Below are 23,875 nucleotides of genomic sequence, written 5' to 3'. Positions count from 1 at the left end.
CGACACTATTTAATCCCCTCACCCTTGATCCCTCTCCCCCACGCTGCGCGCGGGGGAGAGGGAAAGCCGGTGAGCTCAATTAAATACCTGGGGAGTTACGAAAATTCTCCGGCTCCTTCTGCGATATTAAGTACTCCTGAAGAACCTGCTCGTTGTAGTTGGTCAATCAAATAAGCGCGCCCTTTAGGGAACTGCTTTACAATGGACTCAATGAGAACAACAAATTCAATAGCTTTTTGATATACATCAAGCTTTTCGTGATCAAAATACTGCATTTTATGAGTTCATCCATGGGCACAAGTTGGTCATGGCATTCTACTGAAAAGTAGTTACTGGGTGCAACATTATTTCGGGAACGCAAGCGGGCAAGCAAACGTTCATGTGAATGAGCGCTTGCGCGAGCTATTTAATTTTTTAATACCCTTCAAAAAAGTGAGTTCAAAATTGAGTATGATTGTCATGGCATTACCAACCTTTGCTCTCACAAATTGATTCATAAGCCTTCACAATTTTCTGTGTTTTTTCATTAGCTATTTTAATCATTTCTTGTGGTAATCCCTGAGCAATCAACTTATCCGGGTGATTGCGACTTAATAAACGCCGATAGGCTCGTTTTACTTCTTGTTGATTTGCATTGGGAGATACTTCTATTAATGCATAAGCATGATCTAAATTAGTTTTTGAGGGTTTGTAATTATACTTGCTATAAGATGAATAAGATTCAGATGAAGATTGATGAGTCTCATTTTGGTTTTGTGTATGCGAATAATTAAAGCCAAAATCTTCATAAAAACGATATTGTTTATGTATAGGAGCAAATCCTAAGCTCGTGAAAATCATATCTAAAACTTGAATTTTACGCGTTGTAAGGCTATCAACTTGTGCCATTTGGTATTGAATGTTTATAAATAATTTTAATAATTCACGATTACTTCTACAGGCAATTAGTAATTGAGCAAGTTTTTCGCGTAGGTTAAAGTGTGGACTTTTTCCTTCATTAAACAAATGGATTGCTACTAGCTTTTGTTCTGGTTTCAAATGCATTTCACGCATAACAGAACGAGCTAGCTCAATTTCTTGCGTGGTGATGCGACCATCGGTTTTAGCCAAGTATCCCATAATGGAAAAGGTAGTTTCAAAAAAAGCTTTTTGTACCGCTGCATTTCTTTCTTGAAAATAAGACCAGTGAGGATTAGCGTAATAAAGACTTAGGCGACGTGTAAATAGCGTACCTGCAAAAAGTCCGAGAAGAATTCCGATGGGCCCGGCGATGCAATAACCAATAAATGCACCAATAAATTTGCCCCACCAGGAATTAGCTGTAAAGATCTTTTTAAAGTTCATTGTTAAGTACTACCTTACTCAGAGGGTTTAAGCTTTTATATAGGTAAGTATGTTCAACTTTATCGCTTTATACCATAGTTTAAGTATATACTGTCCTTTTTTATGTTTGGGTTCATATGCGATTTTTTTACTCTTTTTTAATGTATTTACTCACACCGTTTATTCTTATTCGCTTATGGTGGAAGGGACGGCGATTACCAGCGTACAGAGAGCGCATTGCAGAACGTTTCTGTTTGAGTGAAAAAGAACTTAAGCCAGTTGATGTGTGGGTGCATGCCGTTTCTTTAGGTGAGGTCATTGCTGCAACACCGCTTATTGATGCAATGTTAGACAAAAATTGGTCTGTATGTGTTACAACCATGACTCCTACTGGTTCAGAACGAGTCCAGGCACGCTTTGGTGATAAAGTGAGTCATCAATATGTACCTTATGATTTACCACATATTTTGAAGCGTTTTTTCAGACAACTTAAACCACGAGTTGGTATTATCATGGAAACAGAGCTCTGGCCTAATTTAATTTATCAAGCACGTGCAGCTAATGTGCCTTTGTTACTTGCCAACGCGCGCTTATCTGATGATTCAAGACGAGGTTATGAGACGATTAAATTTATTATTAAACCTGTTCTTAATCAATTTTATGCTATTTTGTCGCAAGGGGAAGAGGATGCGAAGCGTTTTATTCGTTTAGGGGCAAATCAAGATATTGTTCATGTTTTAGGGAATATCAAATTTGATTTGCAAACGAATACTATAGATAGCAAAAAATTGAGTGAGCTAAAAAGTTATTGGGGTATAAATCGTCCCGCGGTAATCGCTGCGAGTACTCACAATAATGAAGAAGCACAAATCTTAGAACAATTAACACGCTTGCAAGCGGCTATTCCTGGGGTGGTTTTGTTAATTGCTCCTCGTCACCCAGAACGTTTCCAGGAAGTATATCAATTATGTCAACAGGCTGGTTATAAAACAGGTTTGCGTTCTAATTTTAAAACTTTAAGTACTGATAATGAAATCGTGGTCTTAGACAGCTTAGGTGAGCTTCTAGGTATGTACCAAATTAGTGATTATGCCTTTGTGGGGGGTAGTTTGGTACCTGTTGGTGGCCATAATGTATTAGAACCGATTGCGATGAATGTCCCCGTATTAAGTGGTAATCAAGTTCACAACTTTAAGGCGATTTGTAGCGATTTAGAGGCTGCTAATGCCATTTTAATAGTAGAAAATGCTTATGAAGTTATTGATGGGATAATCAAATTGCATCAGAATAAATCCTTTTGTCGGCAGATGGTGCGAAATGCAACTATTATTTTTGAGCATAATAAAGGCGCAGTAAAGCGGCATTTACAACAGATTGAAGACGTATTCTGCTCGGTGTAAGTTCCCTCAGGATAACAGATTATATTATTGCCAAAAACTAGAGCGTCTCTCCGCTTACGATTAAAAGCGGAGAGATATAAGAGAGAGGTTGTTCTATTCGTTGTTTAAGAACCTTGGTTTTGTTTTTCTTTAATTTCTGACAAGGTTTTACAGTCAATGCATAAAGTTGCAGTTGGTCTTGCTTCTAAACGCTTGAGGCCAATTTCTATACCACAAGCTTCACAATAACCAAAGTCATCATTTCTTAAACGCTCTAATGCATCTTCAATTTTCTTAATAAGTTTGCGCTCACGATCACGAGTACGTAATTCAATACTGAACTCTTCTTCTTGACTGGCTCTGTCAGAGGGATCAGGGAAGTTAGCTGCTTCATCTTTCATATGAGTTACAGTGCGATCAACTTCTTCCATCAATGATTGACGCCATGCCAGCAATATTTTTTCAATATGTGCCAGCTGTTTTTCATTCATATATTCTTCCCCTTCCACTTCAATGTAAGGAGAAATTCCCATGCTTCCTATGGTGTCGTTTTTCACGTTGTATTGTCTCTCATTTTTATCAATTAATTGTTCGGTCATATTTGCCTCCATCCCTATTGTTTTACTACAGCAGGGATCTATATCAGCAGGCGGTTAGATATACCAAAAAACTGATACATCATCAATAGAATTATCGCCAACCACCACTAACTCTGTCATGACCCTGAATATCTTGCCAGCATTGAGCGTTTTTATAATCTAATTTCCTAAGTATAGCTTGTACATTTGGTTTTTGATTATATCCATGTTCCAGCAAAATCAATCCATTAGGTAATAGATAATCATAACCTTGTTTTATAATCAATAATAGATCTGCTAAACCATCTTGACCACTGGCTAAGGCACTTCGCGGCTCAAAACGTAGGTCTGCCTCAAGTAAATGAGGATCGTGTTCCGCAATATAGGGTGGATTAGAAATAATCGCATGATATTGGCGTGGAGGAATCGCGCTGTACCAGTTTGAATGATAAAAGTGGACATTAGTAATGTGATGGCACAGTGCGTTTTCTTGAGCGATGAGTAATGCTTCTTCACTATAATCACAAGCTATAATGTGCCATAAGGGTCTTTCTTTGGCAAGTGCCAAGGCGATAGCACCACTACCTGTACCTAATTCGAGAATCCATACATCAGGTTCGTTAGGAATTTTTTCCAAAGCCAGTTCGACGAGTAATTCCGTTTCATGACGTGGAATTAAGGTGTGGCGATTTACTTTAAAATTCATTGACCAGAATTCACGCTCACCGGTAAGGTAGGCAATAGGAACTCCGGTTGCCCGTTTTGCCAATAAATTTTTGAAGGTTTCATAGTGTTGCTGATGAAGTGATTCTTCGGGATGTGCAAAAAGATAAGCGCGATTTTTTTTTAGAACATGACATAACAAAATTTCAGATTCCAGCTCCGGATTATTGCCCAGAGCGGCACGAATACTAATCATTTTTTCCTAACTCGGCAAGTAATTCAGCATGGTATTCACGTTGTAGAGGCTCAACCACTAATGACAAATTACCTTCCATCACATCAGATAATTGATAAATGGTTAGATTAATTCGGTGATCAGTTAAACGACCTTGGGGATAATTATATGTACGAATTCGTTCCGAGCGATCCCCAGTTCCTACAAGCGATTTACGTGTTTGTGCTTGTTCTTTTTTTTGTTTGCTTTGTTCCGCATCGAGAAGTCTCGTTTTTAATAACGACATGGCCTTCGCACGGTTTTTATGCTGTGAACGCTCATCCTGACATTCTACAACGACACCAGTTGGAATATGGGTAATGCGGATTGCCGAATCGGTTTTGTTCACGTGCTGCCCTCCAGCACCAGAAGAACGATAGGTGTCAATGCGTAAATCTTCAGGGCTTATCTGAATGTCATCAATTTCTTCAACTTCAGGCATGACGGCAACAGTACAGGCTGAAGTATGTACACGCCCTTGTGATTCCGTTTCTGGAACTCGTTGTACACGATGTGCTCCAGATTCAAATTTAAGCTGCGAGTAAACCGCGGTACCACTAATGCGAGCAATAATTTCTTTATAGCCTCCATGTTCGCCATGATTGGCACTGATTAATTCTTGCTGCCAACCACGGGATTCAGCATAACGGCTGTACATGCGGTAGAGATCTCCTGCAAAAATAGCAGCCTCATCGCCGCCTGTTCCTGCGCGGATTTCAAGATAAATATTGCGTTCATCATCAGGATCTTTAGGAATTAAATGCCATTGTAATTGTTCATCAAGCGCGTTAATTAATTTTTTAGCGCTTTCTAATTCCTCTTCTGCCATGCCTGCTAATTCTTTATCATCGCCAGCAAGCATTTCCTGCAAACAAGCCAAATTATTTTGGGCATCGAGGTAGGTTTCATAACAGGAAGCAATTGGTTCTAGCTGAGCATATTCTTTGGATAATGCTTTAAATTGGTTTTGATCAGCAATGACGGATGCTTCGGATAAGAGTCGACCTACTTCTTGAAAGCGCTCCAGCATTTGCTGCAGTTTTAACTCAAGAGATTTCTTCATAAGATGATTGATATGTTGTTGTATTAAAAAGGTATTGTGCCAAAGTAAATAAATCTTCACGGCCATCACGAGCAATATGCTTTAAACCAGTAGTAGGGCCATGTGTCAATTTATTAACCAAACGCTCACTGAATTCATTTAAAACCAATTGTTGAGAATGTCCAGCAGAAAGTTTTTTAAGCGCTCTTTGTAATTCTTTTTGTGCCAGATGCTGCATTTGCGTGCGGTAATCACAGAGGATTTTTTTTGCCTTAAGTGAGCGTTGTTTGTGAATGTAATTATTCAGCTCATCTTCGATTAATTGTTCTGCATGTGAAGCTGCCAAGCGGCGCTCTTCAATGCTTTTTTCGATCATGTTTTGTAAATCATCAACATTATAAAGGCGTATTTGCTTTAATTCACTTACCTCTGCTTCAATATCTCGCGGAACCGCTAAATCTAATAAAAACATTGGGGCATTATTTCTCAACAACAAGGCATGTTCTACTAAATTTTTATTAATAAATGGAATAGGACAAGTGGTTGCTGTGACAATCACGTCTGCTTGGGGTAAATATTGTGCCAAGTTACTGATGGAGATGGCTTTACCACCAAAAGCATTCGTTAATTTCTCTGCGTTTTCTAGGGTACGATTTGCGATTATAAATTGATGTACTCCTTGTTGGCGTAAGTATTTAGCAACTAAAGATGCTGTTTCGCCTGAGCCAATTAATAAAACGCGCAGGGATTTATAGTCAGAAAGATATTGACCAATTAATTGTACTGCGGCATAAGCAATAGAAACTGGATTGTTGCCAACACCACTTAGCGTTCTAATGCGTTTTGAGGCACTAAAAATGTATTCAAATACAGGACATAATTGTGCTTTAATGGCGCCTAATTGTTTGGCCTGTTGATAGGCTTGTTTCATTTGCCCAAGAATTTGCGGCTCACCAAGCATCATGGAATCCAGACCACTTGCTACTCTTAATGCATGCTGTATACCTTGTCGTCCTTTATGGATGTATAAATAAGGTGACAAAGATTCTGGGGCTAATTCATGTGTAGCCGCAAGCCAAGGCATGAGTACGTGGGGATCCTGAGTATAACAGTAAATTTCTGTGCGATTACAAGTAGATAAAATCGTTGCTTCATTAATTTCTGGCAGATGCAACAGGCTTTTCAGTAATATGTCCTGGGTAGCCGGAGCTAATGCGACTTTTTCACGCACGCTTATTGGAGCAGTTTTATGATTGAGCCCACAAGCAACAAACACCATAGATGAATTAGTCTATATTTAAAGTAATCGAAGGATTGTAAACGATTAGTCGCTAAATTTGTAGAGTAGCTTATGGTAATTAGCAAAAAAATGTGAAATTAAAGTGCATATTTATTTAGCCGCTAACATACAGTAGAGAGTTTTAACACAGAATGTGTCAACTGATGGGGAGACGGTCATGGATATTATCCTTCAAGGTGAACATAGTGGCGATGAGGCGGCAAAAAGTTTGGAGCGTGTATTACAACTGTTTAAGGAGCGTTATCATATTGCTGCATTTCGCGAGATTCATCTCACAGTTACTTTAATTGATGAGCAGGGGGATGATGTAGAATTAGTAGACAGTGAGTCCAATCAAGCATATCGAACATTTGAGGTGTATCGGCAAGGCTACGAATTAGCTGGAAGACGTGCTACCCCTATCTTACAGTTAGTGGTTGACAATACAAAGTAGAATATTAAATTCCAGTGGGGGAGTTAAGTACATTGTGAACCTAACCCTCTTTGACTAGAAAAGAAGGATTCCTGCTGAAATACAAGAGGAGTAGAAGATGCTAATGGCCATTATTGCCATAATACTTACTTTACTTTTAGTGGTTGGTATTCACGAAGGCGGGCATGCATTAGTAGCACGTTATTTTCAGGTCAAAATTAAAAAAATTTCTATAGGTTTTGGTAAACCTTTACTGCGTTGGCAGACTGAAAAAGGCTGTGAGTGGGTATGGGCAATGTGGCCTTTAGGTGGCTATGTTCAATTGGAAAATTCACGGATTAGCCCTATTGACCCTTCAGAATATAGCAGTTGTTTTGATAAGAAACCTACTTGGCAGCGCATTTTGATTTTATTAGCCGGAGCTTTAGCTAATGTCGTTACTGCCTGGATCGCGCTAATATTAATTTATACCGTTGGACTCAGTTATAAGATGCCACAAGTTGGCACAATACAACCTAATAGCATTGCTGCAGAGGCAAAAATAAAACCTGGGGATCAATTTATAGCAATTGGCGGTCATAAAACAACATCTTGGAATGATGTAGGCATGCAATTAGTGATTTTTTGGGGTAAAAAAGAAGTCCCAGTAACATTAATTGAAGGTTCGGGTAAAGCGCAGAAAAATGTGGTATTGAATTTAAGTAATGTGTCACTTTATAGCGAGAAATCTACTTTATTAACCCAATTAGGCATTACGCCTAATTTATTCGCTACGCATGGCAAAATACAATTTACGTCAATTGTTGAGGCGATTCATCAAACTAATCAAACAATAGTCGATATGTTGTATTTCTTTTTAGTGATATTTAAGCAATTATTTTCAGGAGTGATTTCTTTTTCCATGTTGTTTGGACCTTTAAGCGTTTTTGCTGCCTCCGTGGCCTCGCTTACGCAAGGTGTAGTAGTATTTATGTTCTTTATTGCTACTTTAAGTTTAGCGGTGGCATTAATTAATTTATTCCCTATTCCTGGTTTAGATGGGGGTTCCATTGCTTATGCAGTAATTGAAAAAATTCGTGGTAAATCAGTTTCTGTTGCTATGGAGCTTTTATTACATCGCTTGGTGTTTATTGTTCTTTGTGTTGTTTTGGTACATTTACTGATGAATGACTTGCAACGTATTATAGGGTAGAGTGAGTAAGCGTGCGTGCACAGCACCAGACATCCACACGGGCTACACCTGCTTGTTTTAATGTATAGGCTAATTCATTAGTAGTCGCTCCCGTGGTTAATAAATCATCGATCAGTGCTATATGCTGATAAGGAAGCTTTTGAGTTACAAATGCATGGCGTAAATTTTTCTGTCGTTGTTCTCGATTAAGGCTGGCTTGGGCCGCAGTATTTCGTTTCTTTTGGCAACTGTTTAAATCATAAGGAATCTGTAGTTTTCTCGCGAGGATTTTAGTAAGTACTGCAGCTTGATTAAATCCACGTGCTTGGAGGCGTTGCGGATACATAGGAACTGGAAGTAAACATTGAGGTAATTCTGTTTGATTTGTGATTGCTTGCAAGATTAAATGACTTAAAAAAGAACTAAGATACAAGCCATTCTGATATTTAAAAGTATGCAAGAGACTACGTAAGGGTTCTTCAAATCGATATTGGATCATGGTGTAGTCAAAATAAGGCGTTTTTTTAATACAATGCCCACAAATTAAATGTGCAGTGTCAGGTAACGGGTGGGCACAATGCTTACACGCCGGGCCTAAAATAGGTAGCAAAGCGATGCAAGAAGTACATACAGCGTGTTTTCCCTTATGAAATTGATTGCAAAGTGTGCATATAGAAGGCAAACGCAAACTCTGTGTTACACTATATAGTTTCTGGCGCACGCGCGTTGGATTCCTTAATTTTTCCTGGTTGTTATAATGGCTCTTACACATGAAATATGCAAGGCATTTAATCAACATGCCTCAGAATACGAATTTGCTGCTAAGGTACAACAAGAAATTGGTGAGCGTTTACTTGAACGTCTTCATTATCTGAAAATGGTACCACATCGTATCCTTGATTTGGGCTGTGGTCCGGGCGTTTTCTCGCATGCATTAGCGCAAATGTATCCAAAAGCGCAAATTGTGGGTTTGGATATAGCAACATTAATGTTAGCTCAGGCGCGTAAAAAATACAGATGGCGACGTAAATGGTCTTTAGTCGCGGCAGATATGATGCATCTTCCTTTTATGACTGGAGCATTTGATCTTGTTTTTGCTAATCAGGTAATCCATTGGGGGCAAGCATTACCGCAAGTATTTCGTGAATTAAATCGAGTTATGAATGTTAATGCTTGTCTGATGTTTACTACTTTAGGGCCTGATACATTCAAAGAATTAAAAACGGCTTGGTCGGATGTTAATGTTTATGCTCATGTAAATGAGTTTCCTGACATGCATGATGTAGGAGATTGTCTCATGTCTGAGCAGTTTCTAGAGCCAGTAATGGATATGGAATTATTGGCAGTTCATTATGAAACGTTACCTAATTTACTTCGGTCATTAAAAGCGCAGGGTGTGAAGAATATTAATGTGACGCGTAATCATGGACTTACAGGCAGAGCCTCTTGGCAGCAATTTGAAGCTAATTACGCACAATTACAAACTGATACAGGAAAATACCCACTGACTTATGAAATTGTTTATGGGCATGCGTGGAAAGGAGAGCAACGTAAAACCGCGCGCGGGATAGAAACTATAATTCCTATATCGAAAATAGTAAAACAACAACATGAAGACACGCCCTAGGACACACCAAAGCATAGGTTAAGTTTTTTTATTATGCAATTTGCATAAACTTTAATGATGTTCTATGTTTTTTTAATGACAGATTATTAGTCATGGTCTAAAAATGAATAGACAAGTAAGGAGTTCATCATGAGAAAGTTAATGTTGTTTTTGACCTCAATGGTTATTTTTTCTTCAGTATTCGCTGTAAGTCCAAGTATACAAATCGCTGATCAAACAGATGATCCGAGTGCTACTACAGGAACTACTGGTGGTATAAATACTGGTTCTGGAACTGATAATAATTCAGTGCCGATGTCTACTCCAAACCCCAATGTAAATCCTAATACCTCTAATCCAAGTGTGAATCCTGGCCAAGAGCCAGTAATAAATCCTAACCCAAACCCAGGTGTGAATTCTGGCCAAGAACCAGGGGTAAATCCTAATCCCAAGCCTCATAGTAGTGGAACAGACAATGATGTGTTAAAAAGTGGCAATACTAACAGTAATGCGGGTTCTGATAATGGTGGTGGTAACGGTCCTGCCAATTAATTTGGAATTAAAACCAGAAGAGAATAATTTCTCTTCTGGTTTTAACTTTACCATGATAAACTCTAATGGCTGCAATTGAACTCTGATTCAGTCAGGGAAAATTTTTATTCTGAAGATAGCATCAGAACAAGTGGTTCTATTATTTCTTTTCTTAACAAAATTGGTCTATTTTTGCTCTGTTTGTTGATTTGTACTATACTTTAAAGATGGATAAATTCATCTTTAACCCCGCAGAAAACTTCGTTATAAAGAAAAAAACAGATAGATAGCATGATGAATGCGGTGCTGATAATTATTAAGGAGATTAATATGCAACGCCAGCTTCACCAAAGTGACTATTATTCATTAGGCGAACCTTTTCAAGAACTAATGGATTTAAATATAAAAACTTTTAAGACTCTATCTTCAAATTCTTCGCTGAACTTATTGAAATCACATAAGCCTGAAGAGTTATTAGATTTAAACGTGGAGACATTTGTACAAAATAGCTGTGACTTTTTGGAGTATTTTCAAGATGCTTGTAATATCTTAGAAAAATATTGGTTGACTTTTTCTTATGATGTATTGGAACAAAATCATCAGTTGATGAAAAATCCAGCGATCTTGGATTTAGATGCTGCTATTCATACTAAAACTAAGCTTAAAAAGAAAACTCATTCCAGTAGAAAAAAAGCCAAGCATTAATACAGGTAAGCATGATCGTTAAGGCGTGTAATTTTTATTCAAAAGCGCATGGTGTAACAGGTTGATTAAAATGCTTAACTACCATTCTTTTGAATGATCAGTGGGCATGTCAAAGAGAATCTCTCTAATCCTTTCTATTTTATCGGCATTTTTTTGCTGTTGTAAGGTGGGCGCATTAGATATAGGAGTGGTATCAACTACATCATAAGCATCAGGATATTGAGTAAGTGCATAGCCTGAATCAACTTGAGCACACCCGGATAAAACCACCAAGGTGCCACAGATGCCCAAAAGAGGATTTATTTTTCTCATAGGAATGACCAATACATAAACATTATGATTAATTATAGATCATTATGGCGGCAAGAATGTTCTTGGGATCAATTTACACGGTATGGCTACGCTCTTGTAATTTTTTTGTTAATGCAATCAATGTTGTGGCTTTCAATGTAAATAATTTTAGTGTATCCAGAGCAATTTGATAATGCCGATTAATTTCTTTTTTTAATTGCTCTTTGGAATATAAGGTTGCAAAAGTTGTTTTGTGGTTTGCTTGATCCGAAGAGCGGCTTTTGCCCAAAGTTTTTGCTGGTGCATAGCAATCTAAATAATCATCTTGCATTTGAAACACTAAACCAATGTGGCTAGCATAAGTGGTTAATGCTAAGTGTGTTTCCTCAGAAACCGAATTTTTTGCTGTTAACACCATATCAATGCATGAAGAAATAAGTCGCCCTGTTTTGAGCAGATGAATTTCTCGTAATTGTTCTTCACCAATAGTAGCTTTAGCTAATTCAGACAAATCCAGGCTTTGTCCACTAACCATTCCACTTACGCCACTGGCTTGAACTAATTCTTTGGTAATTGCAATGACCTGGGCAGGAGCAATTAAAGGAGATAAACGAGTTAATAATACCTCGATGGCTAAAGCTTGCATACCATCTCCAACTAAAATTGCTGTGGCTTCGTCAAATGCTTTATGGCAACTGGGTTTACCGCGGCGTAAATCATCATCATCCATGGCTGGTAAGTCATCATGGATTAATGAATAGCAATGAGTTAATTCCACTGCAGCGGCAATGGCATCCAACACATCAGGTGGTACATCAATGAGCTCACCAGTTAAATAAACTAAAACTGGTCTGATGCGCTTACCACCAGGAAAAAGCGAATAATTCATTGCTTCTTGAATTTTTTTTGCAGGCAGGCAAACATCATTAATGATGTACTCAAGATAGCGTTCGTGTCGTTGTATATAGCTATTAATCACCAAATTCTTCATCCGTGTCCGGCTCTACAGACGATTGAGCCGCGGTTAACATTTCTATTTTTTGTTCTGCTTGTTTTAGTACGTCTTGACAGCATCTGGCTAAACCAATTCCTTTTTCAAATTGCTTAAGCGAATCCTCTAAAGTTAACTCTCCTTTTTCCAGTTGCTTCACTATTTCTTCTAATGCTTCAATTGACTGTTCAAAGTGGATGTCTTGGCTCATCGATTTGTCCTGACGGTGCAAAATTTATTGATTATACTGAGTTGTTTTCAGGATTCAATGGGCAGAGCTGCTCTATGGTATTTGATTTAGAATATTTTCCCGTTATCATGCAGAAACTACATTTAATGGATTACCTCCTTATGAAAACAAAAACCCAATTTGTTTGCAATCAATGCGCGTCGACTTTTAAACAATGGGCTGGGCAATGTACACAATGTGGGGCATGGAATTCCATAGCCGAAGAGGGGATTATTTCTACTAACCGTAATCAACGTGGAAGAGGTTGGGTCAATCAACGTTCGGTGATTACTTCAGTAGAAGATGTGGTCATGGATAAAGAAGTACGTATGGACTGTGGTTTGTCGGAGCTTAATCGTGTACTAGGCGGAGGGTTGGTTTATGGCTCTGTGGTATTGATTGGTGGAGATCCTGGAATTGGTAAATCCACTTTATTGCTGCAAACGTTGGCTAATCTCTCCATGCAAGAAACCGTTTTATACGTTACCGGTGAAGAATCCTTACAACAAGTTGCTATGCGTGCCAAACGTCTGGGATTGCCTTTGGCGGGACTTAGGCTTTTAGCTGAAACACAGGTTGAGTCAATTATTGCTCATGCACAAAAAGAAAATCCCAAAATTATTGTTATTGATTCCATCCAAACCATTTTTACGGAAAGTATTAGTTCCGCTCCAGGCGGAGTAAGTCAGGTGCGCGAGTCAGCAGCGCAACTGGTACGTTTTGCCAAAGTGACGCAAACGGCGGTATTTTTGGTCGGTCATGTCACGAAAGAAGGAGCTTTAGCCGGACCGCGTGTTTTAGAACATATGGTGGATAGTGTTTTATATTTTGAAGGGCAAAGTGATAGTCGTTTTCGTGTGATACGTGCCATTAAAAATCGTTTTGGCGCCGTAAATGAGTTGGGCATTTTTGCCATGACGGATAAAGGTTTAAAAGAGGTTGCTAATCCTTCAGCAATATTTCTTTCACGACAGCCCGAACCAACACCAGGCAGTGCCGTGATGGTTACCTGGGAAGGCTCACGTCCTATGCTTGTTGAAGTGCAGGCTTTGGTGGATGAAGCGCATGGCCAACAATCAAAACGTGTCACGGTGGGCCTTGAACATAATCGTTTAGCTATTTTATTGGCCGTATTACATCGGCATGGCGGGATTGCTACTTATGATCAAGATATTTTTATTAACGTAGTGGGGGGCGTAAAAGTCACAGAAACAGGTTCTGATTTAGCTTTGCTTGCAGCTGTAGTATCCAGTTTGCGTAATCGCATTTTTGATAGTGAAACCATTATCTTTGGCGAGGTGGGTTTGGCCGGAGAGATTCGCCCTGTTCAAAGTGGGCAAGAGCGTTTACGAGAAGCCGCCAAGCATGGTTTCAAACGCGCTATTATTCCTTTTGCTAATGCACCAAAACAACAAGGTACTTCTATGCAAATTGAACCGGTCAAATATTTGCATGAAGTACTCGAAAAAATGTGATTTCTTTTTACTGCTCACAAAGTGATCTGATTAATGAGTTTGCATTTCTCCAAGGCGAAATGGGTAATCATGGCGACAACGAGCATAGGCTTTGCCTATTTTTCTTGGGTCATTATAGAAGGCATAGTGAGTGGCATTGTAATTACAGCATGGAACAGAGCTAACAAAACAGCCCCGTTTGCCATTCCACACATAACCGCGAGGAGTTATTTCTAAAGTTCTGCCATCAAAGCAGATATAGCGAGGTTGAGAGGCCATATTGCCGACAATACAACCCTGGGCATGGACCAAATTAGCCATGATTGTGAAACAGAACAAGATAATTTTCATTATTAAGCCTTAAAATTGCTATACTAAAGATAAATATAAATTAGTCTATTTTACATTGTCTATTCAATGGATTTTATAATTTTAATAATAATTTAAGGTTTTATTAATATTAAACGTTGTAAAATAGTTCATAAATGTTTTTTGGAGTGCCAATATGCCTAAGAAAGAAGAGGTCGCTGAGAAGAGAAAAGAATATATTGATCATATTAAGGCTCTTCCTCAAGACGGTTTACTTGAATTTTTAAACACAATCGATGAAGAAGAAAACCGAACTGTTATGATTCACGAGGAAAAATTAACTCCTGACGACATTATATACATAAAAAAACAAGCAGCAGAACAATACCTATCCGTTGCTTTGCAAGAAAGTAATGCAGATGTATTACCTGTATTTAAAGCAAACACACTAGATGAGTTTAGAGAGGCATTAAATAATCTATTTCCTGCTCATCCACAAATCAACGAACTCATTTCTTCTGAACAAATTGCGCCATTGAAAAGAATAGCTGTAACTCATCTCGTGCACACTCATATAAATACTCTTCCTATACATACTACTGTTTCGATAGACGGTAAGAAAGAAAACCTATATCTATATATTCGGGCAGAGGCTATCGATCTAAATAAATTAAAGGACAGTTTGAAAGCAGTAACACCTGATAATGATGATTTGCACTTGATTATCGATCAGATTAAGCAAGAAGATATTACTGCAATACAAGAAGCAGCTCGCTTACGTGTCTTTAACTACCTGCTAGAACAATATACCCCTTTTGGTGTAAATAGGCACCCTGTGCTTACTCAGGTATTTAATTCACTCAACGCCAAGCAAGAGAATGCTTTATTAGATGCAAGCATGAATAATTCAGTACTTCATACTTTGATAAATACAGCAGACATTAATGTGTTTAAACATTTCTTAAACGATGTAAACTCTGATGATTTAATTAAGAAGTTAGCGACAGAAAATAGAGAAAATCAGCGATTGGGAAGCATTCAAAATCCAGGAATTGCTGAGATATTATTGAGCTTTGAACCACGGATTAAGATTAGTCAAGAAAATGTTGGCGTACTTAACGAAGAACTTCAACGCCTGTCTCGTCAAAGTCCTGATGATATATCAGATGAAGACTACAATAATCTCATTACACATATTGTGGAACAGTTTTCAACATTAGAGGAAGGGGATAAAAGAAGGCTTGATAATATATTTAGAGACCTGCAAAACGCCCAAGTGATTAAGTTCGAACACCATGCAAATGCATCTTTGTTTGAACGCCTGCGGGATGGTGATGTAAATAGAGAGTTTGTAAAGCTGTTGCTTACTGTATCAAAACCAGGGTCTCAGGACGCCAACTACTTCGCTGGTATGGAAAAAAACGTAGCAGAAGTAATGGAAAAATTTAATAAGAGTGGGGATCAGGATCACGAAGATTTTTTTAAGAGCCCTAAAACAGATTTTTTAAAACAAGTACTTACTCCAACGATGTTTCGTAATCTAAAAAGTTCGACACGAAAAGAAGCGTTTAATCATTATGAAATGGTAGGCACGGAGTTGGATAAAGCTAATGCAGTTTTCAAACAATTGGATAGCAATATTTCCCATTTGGGAGAGAAAGCTGAGAAATTAGCCTTTGTTTCTGATATTACGCACACCCATATTTACAATCCATTATTTCAACGTGAACTAGATAAAAAATGGCTAGAGTATAATGCGGTGGCAAAAGATTGCGACTCTTTTATTGACGAGTTACGCCATAATCAGCGCCTATTTCATAGCTATTTAGAAAGTATTCCTACTCCTGAACAATATAAAGCCAGTCTTCCTAATCCTAAGCCTCTTGCGCTCAGTGATAAAGAAGTGAATGATGTGAGTGAACGTCTAGAAAAGATACGGGAGCAAATTGAGAAGTTTCTATTAGCGGAAAATGATAGATTGCTAAAGAAATATCAAGAGATAAGAGAGGCTATCACTAAGAAAGAAGAAGGTATTTTAGCACGTATTGAGGCAAGTAAATCCAAGGAATTTGTCTTTAATCCGGCTTCAGTAAAGGTTGCTATTATGACGCGTGAAGAAGCAAATAAGGAAGAGATTACGGAAACATTATGGGATAAAAGTGAACTGCCTAAAAATGAATCGCTACTTATTACTGCAAGTAAGGCTGCTAGTGAGGTTGTTAAGCAGCATTCACAAGTAGATGCCGATTTTAAATTGAAAGATAAAGCGATGCAATCAAACGAAGTTCGTTGTTTTGAGGTGGTTCATAAAACAACAACTAAGCAGGAGCTCAAAGGACGTTTTACTTACGAAAAACAAGCTCCTGAAGCGGCTGATGTAGTTACAAGCGCCAAGGGTGTTAGTAAATCCTCACCGGGATACTATGAACTAGTGAAATTCCCCCAAGTAATTGTGGATGATCAAAAGAGACCCCTTGTCACCAATGAAGAAGTCAAGGCCGCTTGTATGGAAACGGCAATGGTTTTAGCAATCCAGGTACTCTCCGGAATGGAAGGTGCTCCTCCAGATGCTGATAATCCAATTAGATTGTGGCGTGGAAGTGAAGAGGAATTAGCGTTTGCCTGGACCGCTTTTGCTATTTTACGTGATAAAATTCCTGGCATGAACTATAGACTTGATAATATTGAAGTAATGGATAAAGGACGCTATGACCCTTCAGTGCAAATGGGGCGTTTTTTTGGAAGATTTAAAAACGATTCACTGTATAAAGAATTTGAAAAGAGTGCTGAGATTCAAAAATATATTAAGTCTTTTAACAAACACGCAGAACAAAATCTGAGTGCGAACCCTATAAAGCAAATAGATAGCAAGTCTATAAACGCAAGTAAATCATATAAAAAAGAATTGGAAATTATCCAGAAACGAGTAAACCGAGAAGGGCCCACACCACAGAATCCTGATGAAGAAAATGGCGAAGAAGACCAGATAACAATAACGATGTAAATTTATTATGGATAAAGGGGATACAATTGAACTTAACTCAATTGGCTATAGGTGTATTTGATTCAGGGATGGGGGGCTTGACTGTATTACGTGCATTGAAGGAAAGCTTACCACAAGAGTCATTCATTTACTTAGGGGATACCGCGCGCCTTCCTTACGGGACCAAAAGCCCTGATACTGTAAAACAATATGCCATGCAAATGGCAAAACTATTGGTTGAACGGCGTATCAAAGCTTTAGTGATTGCGTGTAATACAGCAACCACAGCAGCGTTGCCTTATTTACAATCCATGTTGCCGGACCTTCCAGTGCTTGGAGTGGTGGTTCCTGGGGCAAGTGCGGCAGTTGCAGCAACCAAAAATCAACGTATTGCCGTTTTAGCCACGGAAACTACAATTGCTTCAAAAGCTTATCAAGAATTGATTAGCCATCAATTACCTAAAGCGGTAATTAGTACGCGCGCATGCAGTGTATTGGTGGCTCTGGCCGAAGAAGGAATGACTGATAACCTTGTTGCCCAGGAAGCGCTAAAGCATTATTTAGATGGTTTTCAGGATGAAGATACGATTTTATTAGGATGTACTCACTTTCCAGTATTTAAATCGTTGTTGCATGATTTATTGCCAGAAAGGGTCTCTATAGTCGACTCAGCGCATGCTACAGCGCATGCTTTAGGTGAGTTATTGAAAAAGCAAAATTTATTGCAAGCTTTGTCTGCAAATAAAGGTACGGTTCACTATTTAGTAACGGATTCAATCAAGCGCTTTCAAACAGTAGGTGAAATATTTTTAGGAGAGCCATTGTCTCTTAGTGCGATTGAACTTGTTGATGCAAGCCCCTCCAAACATACTGTGTTTATAAATAAACTATAATTTGAAGAATAAAGAAGAAATGGGAAAAATATTCACAAATGTGTGAAAGATGATCCATTCAGTATGGGAGTGCAGCAAAATGCAAAATTCAGATGCTAAACCGGTAGAAGATGCCAATAAGCAAAAGGCAAACGATGAAATGTCTGCAATGATGCTCTCTGCCCCTCCTAATACAGTTGACAATCTATCGCAAGAGTTACCGTTATATAATGAAGATTCAGATTCTGATGAAAAAAAGCAAGAAACCGTTAACTATGAAATACTTCCTCTACCTGTTCGCAAACCCACTAAAGATGATGAGAATAAAACAGAAGTAAACGCAGATGAGCCTGATAACAGTACGTGTATATGTATCTCTATTCGTTATGATAGGGATGGGAATATCCTGGATTATAGTATTGGCGAGAATAATTTCTCTGATCAGTTTCATGATATTTCTCATATGGGAATAAAATTCGATGATTTTCGCAAGGAAATAGATGGAATTATGAAAGATTCCTTCTCTAAGGATGAGGATGCTCTTTCTGCTTCCAATGCAATTAATGCGGTAAAAGAAAAATTTCCAGGTAGCAGCACATATACTGATACTGCAGCAAAAACAAGAGCTGATGAATGGCTTGCACAACAAGATTTTGGTAATAAAGCAGGTAAAAAAGATACCGCAGATGAAATAGAAAACAATGCTGATACACAAGATGAACAATCTGCACTAAAGCTTTAATAGTTCAAGTTGATTTCAATTTTTATTCCACTTTAGGTGGGCGACTCATTAAATTATGAACCACTTGCTGGACACTTATTTTTCCCTCTAAAAGCGTATTAATTTGCTCACAAATTGGCATTTCAATCTTATTTTTTCGTGCTAAAGTGCAAACTTGTGCGGCATTGCCTTTACCTTCTACTACTTGCCCAATTTGTTGCTCTGCTTCGCTCATAGTGACATTTTGCCCTAAAAGCAAACCGAAACGACGATTACGCGATTGATCATCTGTACATGTGAGGACCAGATCGCCAACCCCAGCAAGACCAAGAAAAGTCTCTGCTTGAGCGCCAAGGCTAAGGCCCAAGCGGCTCATTTCTGCCAGACCACGTGTGATAATCGCTGCTTTGGCGTTAGCACCATACCCTAAGCCATCACTAATTCCACAACCAATTGCCAATACATTTTTAACCGCACCACAGACTTGAACGCCAGTGAGATCATCACTAAAATACACACGAATATTACTGTGATGAACCAATTTTTGAATACCTTTTTGATAATCAAGATTATTCCCGGCCAAAGTTAAAGCAGTTGGTAAAAAGCGTGCTACTTCTTTAGCAAAGGAAGGGCCAGTAATCATGGCAACTGGGAATTCAGGACCAAAACGTTGTGCAACTAATTGACTTAATAATTGATGCGTTGTGGGATCAATCCCTTTGGTAATCCATGCTAAACCATGATGTGGCTTTTCAATTTTTGCTAATAATTCGGCAAAAGCATGAGAAGGCACCGCAATAATGACATAATCGGCCAGCATAACGCATTGAGCTAAATTATCGGTGGGTATTAAACCCTCAGGAAAAGGGGTATCTGGGAGATAGCGTGAATTGCTTCTCATTTTTGCCATAAGGGCAACATGTTGTGGATTATGTGCCCATAGCAATACTTTATGCCCTATGTGAGATAAATGAATTGCAACAGCGGTGCCCCAGGAACCGGCACCGAGAATGGCAATAGTTTTCTTGTTCATTGTTTAGTGAGTTGTTGATTCTTCAGCAACAGTGGCTCCTTTTTGACGTTCTGCTAATTGTTGCATGTATAAAGCATCAAAGTTAATTGGTGCTAATACCAATTGTGGGAAACTACCACGAATTACCTGAGAAGTAATTGCTTCGCGAGCGTAAGGGAATAAAATGCTTGGACAGAAGCTGTTTAAGAGGTGATCTAATTGATTGTCTGGAGCATCTTGAATGGTGAAAATACCTGCTTGCTTTACTTCTACCAGGAAGGCAACTGTTTGCTGGTTTTTAACAGTAGCTGTTACTGTTAATACCACTTCATAGACATGTTCTTCTAATTTTGTAGTATTCGTATTGATGTCAAGAGTAAGTTCAGGTTCCCATTGTTGCTGAAATACAGCAGGCGTATTTGGCGTTTCATAAGATAAATCTTTAACATAAACTCGTTGGATCATGAATTGAGTTTCATTGTTTTGTTGTGGGGTTGTTTGTTCAGCCATGATATTCTTATCCTCTTAATAGTTGGTCTAATTTTCCCTGCGCTTCCAGGGCATATAAATCATCGCAGCCGCCAATATGATGGCCATTAATGAAAATTTGTGGCACAGTCAGACGACCACTTTTAGTTTCCATTTCTTCACGTAATTCTGGTTGTTGATCAACGCGAATTTCAGTAAAGGAAACATTTTTGCGATTTAATAAATCTTTAGCTCTAGTACAATAAGGGCAATAACCTGTGCTGTAGATAATAATTTCCAATCTCATTTTATTTACCTTTAACTAATGGTAAATCAGCAGCTTGCCAAGCATTGATTCCACCATTTAATACCATAGGTTGATAGCCTTGAGTGCTGATTTTGCTTGCTAGAATAGGGGATTGAACACCGCGTTCGCAAACCAAGATAATGGGGATTCCTTTGTATTTTTCCATTTTTTGTTGTGCAAAATCATCGCTTTTCGCATTGATGGCATTGATGATGTGCCCATTTTTAAAAGCTTCTTTTTCACGTAGATCAATGACTACAGCATCTTCATTATTAATTAATTCTACGGCTTTTTGGGGGCTAAGTTCTTTGGCTTTCTTTTTTTGTGAAATTAACTCATTTAGGAATGTTAAAAATAAAATAACAATGAACAGAAGCCATAGCAGCCAGTGATTGGTAATAAATTGACTAAATTGTTCCATATGCAGCTCGTACCTTTCTAATAATGAAACGAATTATCCTCAGAAAAACGCCCTAACGCAAGTAAGCAAACCTTTTTATTCTATTTAGGTAGGTTATTTTACTTAATCCTTACTTTCTATTTCTTTTAAGTAAGACATAAACTGCGCCAGTGCCACCATCTTTGGGTAAGGCGCTATGGTAAGCTAATACCTCTTCTAACTGAGGTAACCAACGATTAACCAGGTTTTTAATCACTGGTGGTGAGCCTTCATGCCCACCTTTACCATGAATGATTAATAAACAGCGCATGCCTTCTTCTGTTTTGTTTTTAATAAAATGACACAGAGCATCGCGGGCTTTATCACTTTTTAATCCATGAAGATCCAAACGACCTTCCCAAAAAATTTGCCCATTTTTTAGTTCCTTAAAGCGTTGATTGTCAAGTCCCGCTTGTGCGTACGATAGAGTTGTTTGTGACAACACTGTATTTTTAATCACATCGGACAGATAATATTCGACGTTCTCTGTAATCGGAGGTAATTTTTTTCTTTTGGGTGATAACGGTGGTTTTGACGTTTCTATTTTAATGCGTTTATTTTGTTCTTTTAATGGCTTAACAGAACGCATGTATTCATGAAATAAAGCTTTGTCTTCATCGGATATAAAATCATCAGCCATGTTTATCTGTGTTCAAGAGTTATGTACAAAGTATAACTTAGTGGCTAGTGAGGGTGAAGGAAAAGGCTTAATTTATGCAGTTTTTCCACTTAGTTAACGCATAAGCGGCTTTTTCTTCACCCACGCTACGACATGAGGTACAATTTGTATTTTTTCTGTTTTATAATCCCATCCCAATTAATGGAGTAGTAATGAATAATTATGTTCTTAAGGAAACTGAAGAATTATCCACCGTCTTAGATTTCTTACGCTTTAGTTTATCTTGTTCCATTAATGCCAATTTATATTATGGTCATGGTACTGATAATGCTTGGGATGATATGCGTTCCCTCGTTTTAAGAAGTTTGTCTTTACCTTATGATATAGAGCCTGACTTACTCAATGGTCGCTTAACTACAAGCGAAAAAAAACACTTATGCCAACAATTAGAAAAACGTATCAATCAACGGGTGCCAGTGCCTTATTTAATTAAAGAAGCTTACTTTTGCGATCTGCCTTTTTATGTGGATGAACGGGTGTTGATTCCACGTTCCCCCCTTGCCGAATTAATTAAAAATCAATTTGCTCCGTGGATTGATGTTGAGCAAGTTCATCGTGTATTGGATCTGTGTACAGGAAGTGGCTGTATTGCTATTGCATGCTGCTATGCTTTTCCTGACGCGCATGTGGATGCTGTGGATATTTCCAATGAGGCTTTAGCGGTGGCGCACCTGAATCGAGAAGAGTTAGGAGTTGAAGGGCAGTTAACACTGATTGAGTCTGATTGTTTTGATCAAGTGCCCGAAGTTAAATATGATTTAATCGTAAGTAATCCACCTTATGTTAGTAAAGATGAAATGCAAACTTTACCGGATGAATTCCGCCACGAGCCAGTGCTGGCTTTGGAAACGGGTAATAATGGTTTAGCTATTGTTGAAACTATTCTAAAAAATGCTCATGCTTATTTAAGTGAGCATGGGGTTTTGGTGGTTGAAGTAGGAAATAGTGAAGAAGCTTTAAATGATGCCTATCCGCATGTTCCTTTTACCTGGTTGGAAATGAGTCACGGCGGCCAAGGGGTTTTTTTATTAACGAAGCAACAATTAGATGAGTATTTTAATGTCGGGTAATACTTTTGGGACTTTATTTACTGTAACTACCTTTGGAGAAAGCCATGGCCCCGCTATTGGCTGTGTGGTCGATGGCTGTCCACCAGGCTTAATGCTCTGTGAGGCGGATATTCAACCTTTTCTCGACAAACGCAAACCAGGACAATCTAAATACACGACACAACGACGAGAAGATGATGCAGTGCAAATAGTGTCAGGAGTTTTTGCAGGAAAAACAACAGGTGCTCCCATTGCTTTATTAATCCACAATACCGATCAGCGTTCTCGTGATTATGAAGAAATAAAAAATATTTTTCGTCCAGGGCATGCTGATTTTACATATCATCATAAATACGGCCACCGTGATTATCGTGGTGGTGGGCGCTCCTCAGCCCGAGAAACCGCAGCACGCGTTGCTGCAGGTGCTATTGCGCGTTTGTATCTTCAATGTTATGCGAATATAGAAATTGTGGGTTACTTGCAACAAATGGGGGATTTAGTATTGCATTTTGAGGATGAGCAAGAAATCAATAATAATCCTTTTTTTTGCCCGAATAATCATCAAATTCACGCCCTTGCAGAGTATATTGAACGCTTACGACGGCAAGGCGATTCCGTTGGGGCTCGCGTTAAAGTTATTGCCAAGCAAGTACCCATCGGTTTAGGTGACCCAGTTTTTGATAAATTAGATGCGACTTTGGCTTATGCTATGATGTCGATTAATGCAGTCAAAGGAGTAGAAATTGGCTCAGGATTTGCAGCAGTTAATCAATTGGGATCAATGCATCGTGATCAAATGACGCGTGAAGGATTCTTAAGTAATCATGCGGGGGGGATTTTAGGTGGTATTTCTACCGGACAAAACATCGAAATAAGCATTGCCTTAAAACCAACGTCTAGTATTACTATTCCTGGAAAGACTTTAAATACAGCAGGTGAAGAAGTCACTGTGGTGACTAAAGGTCGGCATGATCCTTGTGTTGGGATTAGGGCCGTACCTATTGTGGAAGCAATGATGGCTTTGGTATTAATGGATCACTATTTAAGGTATAAAGCAATCAAATAACAGTTTAATTGTCAGCAAGAG

The 23,875-nt window shown here is 38.5% G+C and carries 28 protein-coding genes; 12 read left to right on the top strand and 16 right to left on the bottom strand.

Annotated elements, in window-relative coordinates:
• Positions 1-95: 95 nt before the first annotated feature.
• Positions 96-275 (bottom strand): four helix bundle protein, encoded by a 180-nt coding sequence (locus tag QM652_RS05140; protein WP_415073493.1) that lies wholly within the window; start codon positions 273-275, stop codon positions 96-98.
• A gap of 190 nt (positions 276-465) precedes the next feature.
• Positions 466-1,344: a co-chaperone DjlA gene (gene djlA / locus QM652_RS05135; RefSeq protein ID WP_415073491.1), complete on the bottom strand. Its 879-nt coding sequence runs from the start codon at positions 1,342-1,344 to the stop codon at positions 466-468.
• Positions 1,345-1,460: 116 nt separating this feature from the next.
• Between djlA and waaA the strand changes: the two genes are divergently transcribed.
• Positions 1,461-2,723, top strand: a complete 1,263-nt coding sequence (gene waaA / locus QM652_RS05130; protein WP_415073489.1) for a lipid IV(A) 3-deoxy-D-manno-octulosonic acid transferase — start codon at positions 1,461-1,463, stop codon at positions 2,721-2,723.
• A gap of 104 nt (positions 2,724-2,827) precedes the next feature.
• On the opposite strand, the gene dksA is transcribed toward waaA, so the two are convergent.
• The 4 genes from dksA to hemA all read right to left on the bottom strand — a co-directional run bounded on the left by dksA (position 2,828) and on the right by hemA (position 6,538).
• Complete coding sequence (gene dksA, locus QM652_RS05125; RefSeq protein ID WP_415073487.1) at positions 2,828-3,301, bottom strand: RNA polymerase-binding protein DksA; 474 nt, start codon at positions 3,299-3,301, stop codon at positions 2,828-2,830.
• A gap of 91 nt (positions 3,302-3,392) precedes the next feature.
• Positions 3,393-4,199 carry a peptide chain release factor N(5)-glutamine methyltransferase gene (gene prmC / locus QM652_RS05120; protein WP_415073486.1) on the bottom strand — a complete coding sequence of 269 codons (807 nt, stop codon included), beginning with the start codon at positions 4,197-4,199 and terminating at the stop codon, positions 3,393-3,395.
• On the bottom strand, positions 4,192-5,280 hold the full coding sequence (prfA, locus tag QM652_RS05115; RefSeq protein WP_415073485.1) for a peptide chain release factor 1: 1,089 nt from the start codon (positions 5,278-5,280) through the stop codon (positions 4,192-4,194). The genes prmC and prfA overlap by 8 nt, the downstream gene beginning before the upstream one ends.
• Entirely contained in the window at positions 5,264-6,538 is a 1,275-nt protein-coding gene (gene hemA, locus QM652_RS05110; RefSeq protein ID WP_415073484.1) for a glutamyl-tRNA reductase, read from the bottom strand. Before hemA ends, prfA begins: the two co-directional genes overlap by 17 nt.
• Before the next feature lie 178 nt (positions 6,539-6,716).
• Between hemA and QM652_RS05105 the strand changes: the two genes are divergently transcribed.
• On the top strand, positions 6,717-6,992 hold the full coding sequence (locus tag QM652_RS05105) for a hypothetical protein (RefSeq protein ID WP_415073483.1): 276 nt from the start codon (positions 6,717-6,719) through the stop codon (positions 6,990-6,992).
• Positions 6,993-7,089: 97 nt separating this feature from the next.
• Positions 7,090-8,163 (top strand): M50 family metallopeptidase, encoded by a 1,074-nt coding sequence (locus tag QM652_RS05100; protein WP_415073481.1) that lies wholly within the window; start codon positions 7,090-7,092, stop codon positions 8,161-8,163.
• On the opposite strand, the gene QM652_RS05095 is transcribed toward QM652_RS05100, so the two are convergent.
• The gene (locus QM652_RS05095) at positions 8,153-8,863 is read right to left on the bottom strand and encodes a ComF family protein (RefSeq protein WP_415073480.1); all 711 of its coding nucleotides are present in this window, start codon (positions 8,861-8,863) and stop codon (positions 8,153-8,155) included. The two genes, QM652_RS05100 and QM652_RS05095, sit on opposite strands and share 11 nt — an antisense overlap.
• A 36-nt stretch (positions 8,864-8,899) precedes the next feature.
• Between QM652_RS05095 and bioC the strand changes: the two genes are divergently transcribed.
• The 3 genes from bioC (at position 8,900) to QM652_RS05080 (ending at position 10,984) form a co-directional block, all read left to right on the top strand.
• Positions 8,900-9,769 carry a malonyl-ACP O-methyltransferase BioC gene (gene bioC, locus QM652_RS05090; RefSeq protein WP_415073479.1) on the top strand — a complete coding sequence of 290 codons (870 nt, stop codon included), beginning with the start codon at positions 8,900-8,902 and terminating at the stop codon, positions 9,767-9,769.
• A gap of 129 nt (positions 9,770-9,898) precedes the next feature.
• Positions 9,899-10,300 (top strand): hypothetical protein, encoded by a 402-nt coding sequence (locus tag QM652_RS05085; RefSeq protein ID WP_415073478.1) that lies wholly within the window; start codon positions 9,899-9,901, stop codon positions 10,298-10,300.
• A gap of 309 nt (positions 10,301-10,609) precedes the next feature.
• Positions 10,610-10,984, top strand: coding sequence for a hypothetical protein (locus tag QM652_RS05080; RefSeq protein WP_415073477.1), 375 nt, complete (start codon positions 10,610-10,612; stop codon positions 10,982-10,984).
• A gap of 78 nt (positions 10,985-11,062) precedes the next feature.
• Here the strand turns inward: QM652_RS05080 and QM652_RS05075 are convergent, their stop codons facing one another.
• The 3 genes from QM652_RS05075 to QM652_RS05065 form a co-directional block, all read right to left on the bottom strand.
• The gene (locus QM652_RS05075; RefSeq protein WP_415073476.1) at positions 11,063-11,296 is read right to left on the bottom strand and encodes a hypothetical protein; all 234 of its coding nucleotides are present in this window, start codon (positions 11,294-11,296) and stop codon (positions 11,063-11,065) included.
• 73 nt (positions 11,297-11,369) lie between these two features.
• The gene (locus QM652_RS05070; protein ID WP_415073475.1) at positions 11,370-12,266 is read right to left on the bottom strand and encodes a polyprenyl synthetase family protein; all 897 of its coding nucleotides are present in this window, start codon (positions 12,264-12,266) and stop codon (positions 11,370-11,372) included.
• Positions 12,247-12,477 (bottom strand): exodeoxyribonuclease VII small subunit, encoded by a 231-nt coding sequence (locus tag QM652_RS05065; protein WP_415073474.1) that lies wholly within the window; start codon positions 12,475-12,477, stop codon positions 12,247-12,249. Before QM652_RS05065 ends, QM652_RS05070 begins: the two co-directional genes overlap by 20 nt.
• A 140-nt stretch (positions 12,478-12,617) precedes the next feature.
• Here QM652_RS05065 and radA point away from each other — a divergent pair, with 140 nt between their 5' ends.
• Complete coding sequence (radA, locus tag QM652_RS05060; RefSeq protein WP_415073473.1) at positions 12,618-13,970, top strand: DNA repair protein RadA; 1,353 nt, start codon at positions 12,618-12,620, stop codon at positions 13,968-13,970.
• Positions 13,971-14,000: 30 nt separating this feature from the next.
• Here the strand turns inward: radA and QM652_RS05055 are convergent, their stop codons facing one another.
• Positions 14,001-14,300, bottom strand: a complete 300-nt coding sequence (locus QM652_RS05055; RefSeq protein ID WP_415073472.1) for a hypothetical protein — start codon at positions 14,298-14,300, stop codon at positions 14,001-14,003.
• A 154-nt stretch (positions 14,301-14,454) separates the two neighbouring features.
• On the opposite strand from QM652_RS05055, the gene QM652_RS05050 reads away from it, so the two are divergent.
• The 3 genes from QM652_RS05050 to QM652_RS05040 all read left to right on the top strand — a co-directional run bounded on the left by QM652_RS05050 (position 14,455) and on the right by QM652_RS05040 (position 18,855).
• Positions 14,455-17,262, top strand: coding sequence for a hypothetical protein (locus QM652_RS05050; protein ID WP_415073471.1), 2,808 nt, complete (start codon positions 14,455-14,457; stop codon positions 17,260-17,262).
• 26 nt (positions 17,263-17,288) lie between these two features.
• A complete protein-coding gene (gene murI, locus QM652_RS05045) occupies positions 17,289-18,134 on the top strand; it encodes a glutamate racemase (RefSeq protein WP_415073470.1) in 846 nt (281 codons plus the stop codon).
• A gap of 79 nt (positions 18,135-18,213) precedes the next feature.
• Positions 18,214-18,855 carry a hypothetical protein gene (locus tag QM652_RS05040; RefSeq protein WP_415073469.1) on the top strand — a complete coding sequence of 214 codons (642 nt, stop codon included), beginning with the start codon at positions 18,214-18,216 and terminating at the stop codon, positions 18,853-18,855.
• A 22-nt stretch (positions 18,856-18,877) separates the two neighbouring features.
• On the opposite strand, the gene QM652_RS05035 is transcribed toward QM652_RS05040, so the two are convergent.
• From QM652_RS05035 to QM652_RS05015, 5 genes are all read right to left on the bottom strand, one after another.
• Positions 18,878-19,867, bottom strand: coding sequence for an NAD(P)H-dependent glycerol-3-phosphate dehydrogenase (locus QM652_RS05035; protein ID WP_415073468.1), 990 nt, complete (start codon positions 19,865-19,867; stop codon positions 18,878-18,880).
• 3 nt (positions 19,868-19,870) lie between these two features.
• Entirely contained in the window at positions 19,871-20,356 is a 486-nt protein-coding gene (gene secB / locus QM652_RS05030) for a protein-export chaperone SecB (RefSeq protein ID WP_415073467.1), read from the bottom strand.
• A gap of 7 nt (positions 20,357-20,363) precedes the next feature.
• Complete coding sequence (grxC, locus tag QM652_RS05025; protein ID WP_415073466.1) at positions 20,364-20,621, bottom strand: glutaredoxin 3; 258 nt, start codon at positions 20,619-20,621, stop codon at positions 20,364-20,366.
• 1 nt (position 20,622) lies between these two features.
• Positions 20,623-21,042: a rhodanese-like domain-containing protein gene (locus tag QM652_RS05020; protein ID WP_415073464.1), complete on the bottom strand. Its 420-nt coding sequence runs from the start codon at positions 21,040-21,042 to the stop codon at positions 20,623-20,625.
• Between the two features lie 109 nt (positions 21,043-21,151).
• The gene (locus QM652_RS05015; protein WP_415073462.1) at positions 21,152-21,700 is read right to left on the bottom strand and encodes a Smr/MutS family protein; all 549 of its coding nucleotides are present in this window, start codon (positions 21,698-21,700) and stop codon (positions 21,152-21,154) included.
• Positions 21,701-21,891: 191 nt separating this feature from the next.
• On the opposite strand from QM652_RS05015, the gene prmB reads away from it, so the two are divergent.
• Both prmB and aroC read left to right on the top strand, forming a co-directional pair.
• Positions 21,892-22,809, top strand: a complete 918-nt coding sequence (gene prmB, locus QM652_RS05010; RefSeq protein WP_415073460.1) for a 50S ribosomal protein L3 N(5)-glutamine methyltransferase — start codon at positions 21,892-21,894, stop codon at positions 22,807-22,809.
• Positions 22,799-23,854 carry a chorismate synthase gene (gene aroC, locus QM652_RS05005; protein WP_415073499.1) on the top strand — a complete coding sequence of 352 codons (1,056 nt, stop codon included), beginning with the start codon at positions 22,799-22,801 and terminating at the stop codon, positions 23,852-23,854. Before prmB ends, aroC begins: the two co-directional genes overlap by 11 nt.
• The last annotated feature ends 21 nt before the right edge of the window (positions 23,855-23,875 follow it).

Origin of the sequence: Legionella sp., from assembly GCF_047605385.1 — a bacterium.
GTDB lineage: Bacteria > Pseudomonadota > Gammaproteobacteria > Legionellales > Legionellaceae > Legionella.
The sequence above is the reverse complement of the archived record's forward strand: the minus strand, read 5'-3'. Positions and strand labels throughout refer to the sequence as shown.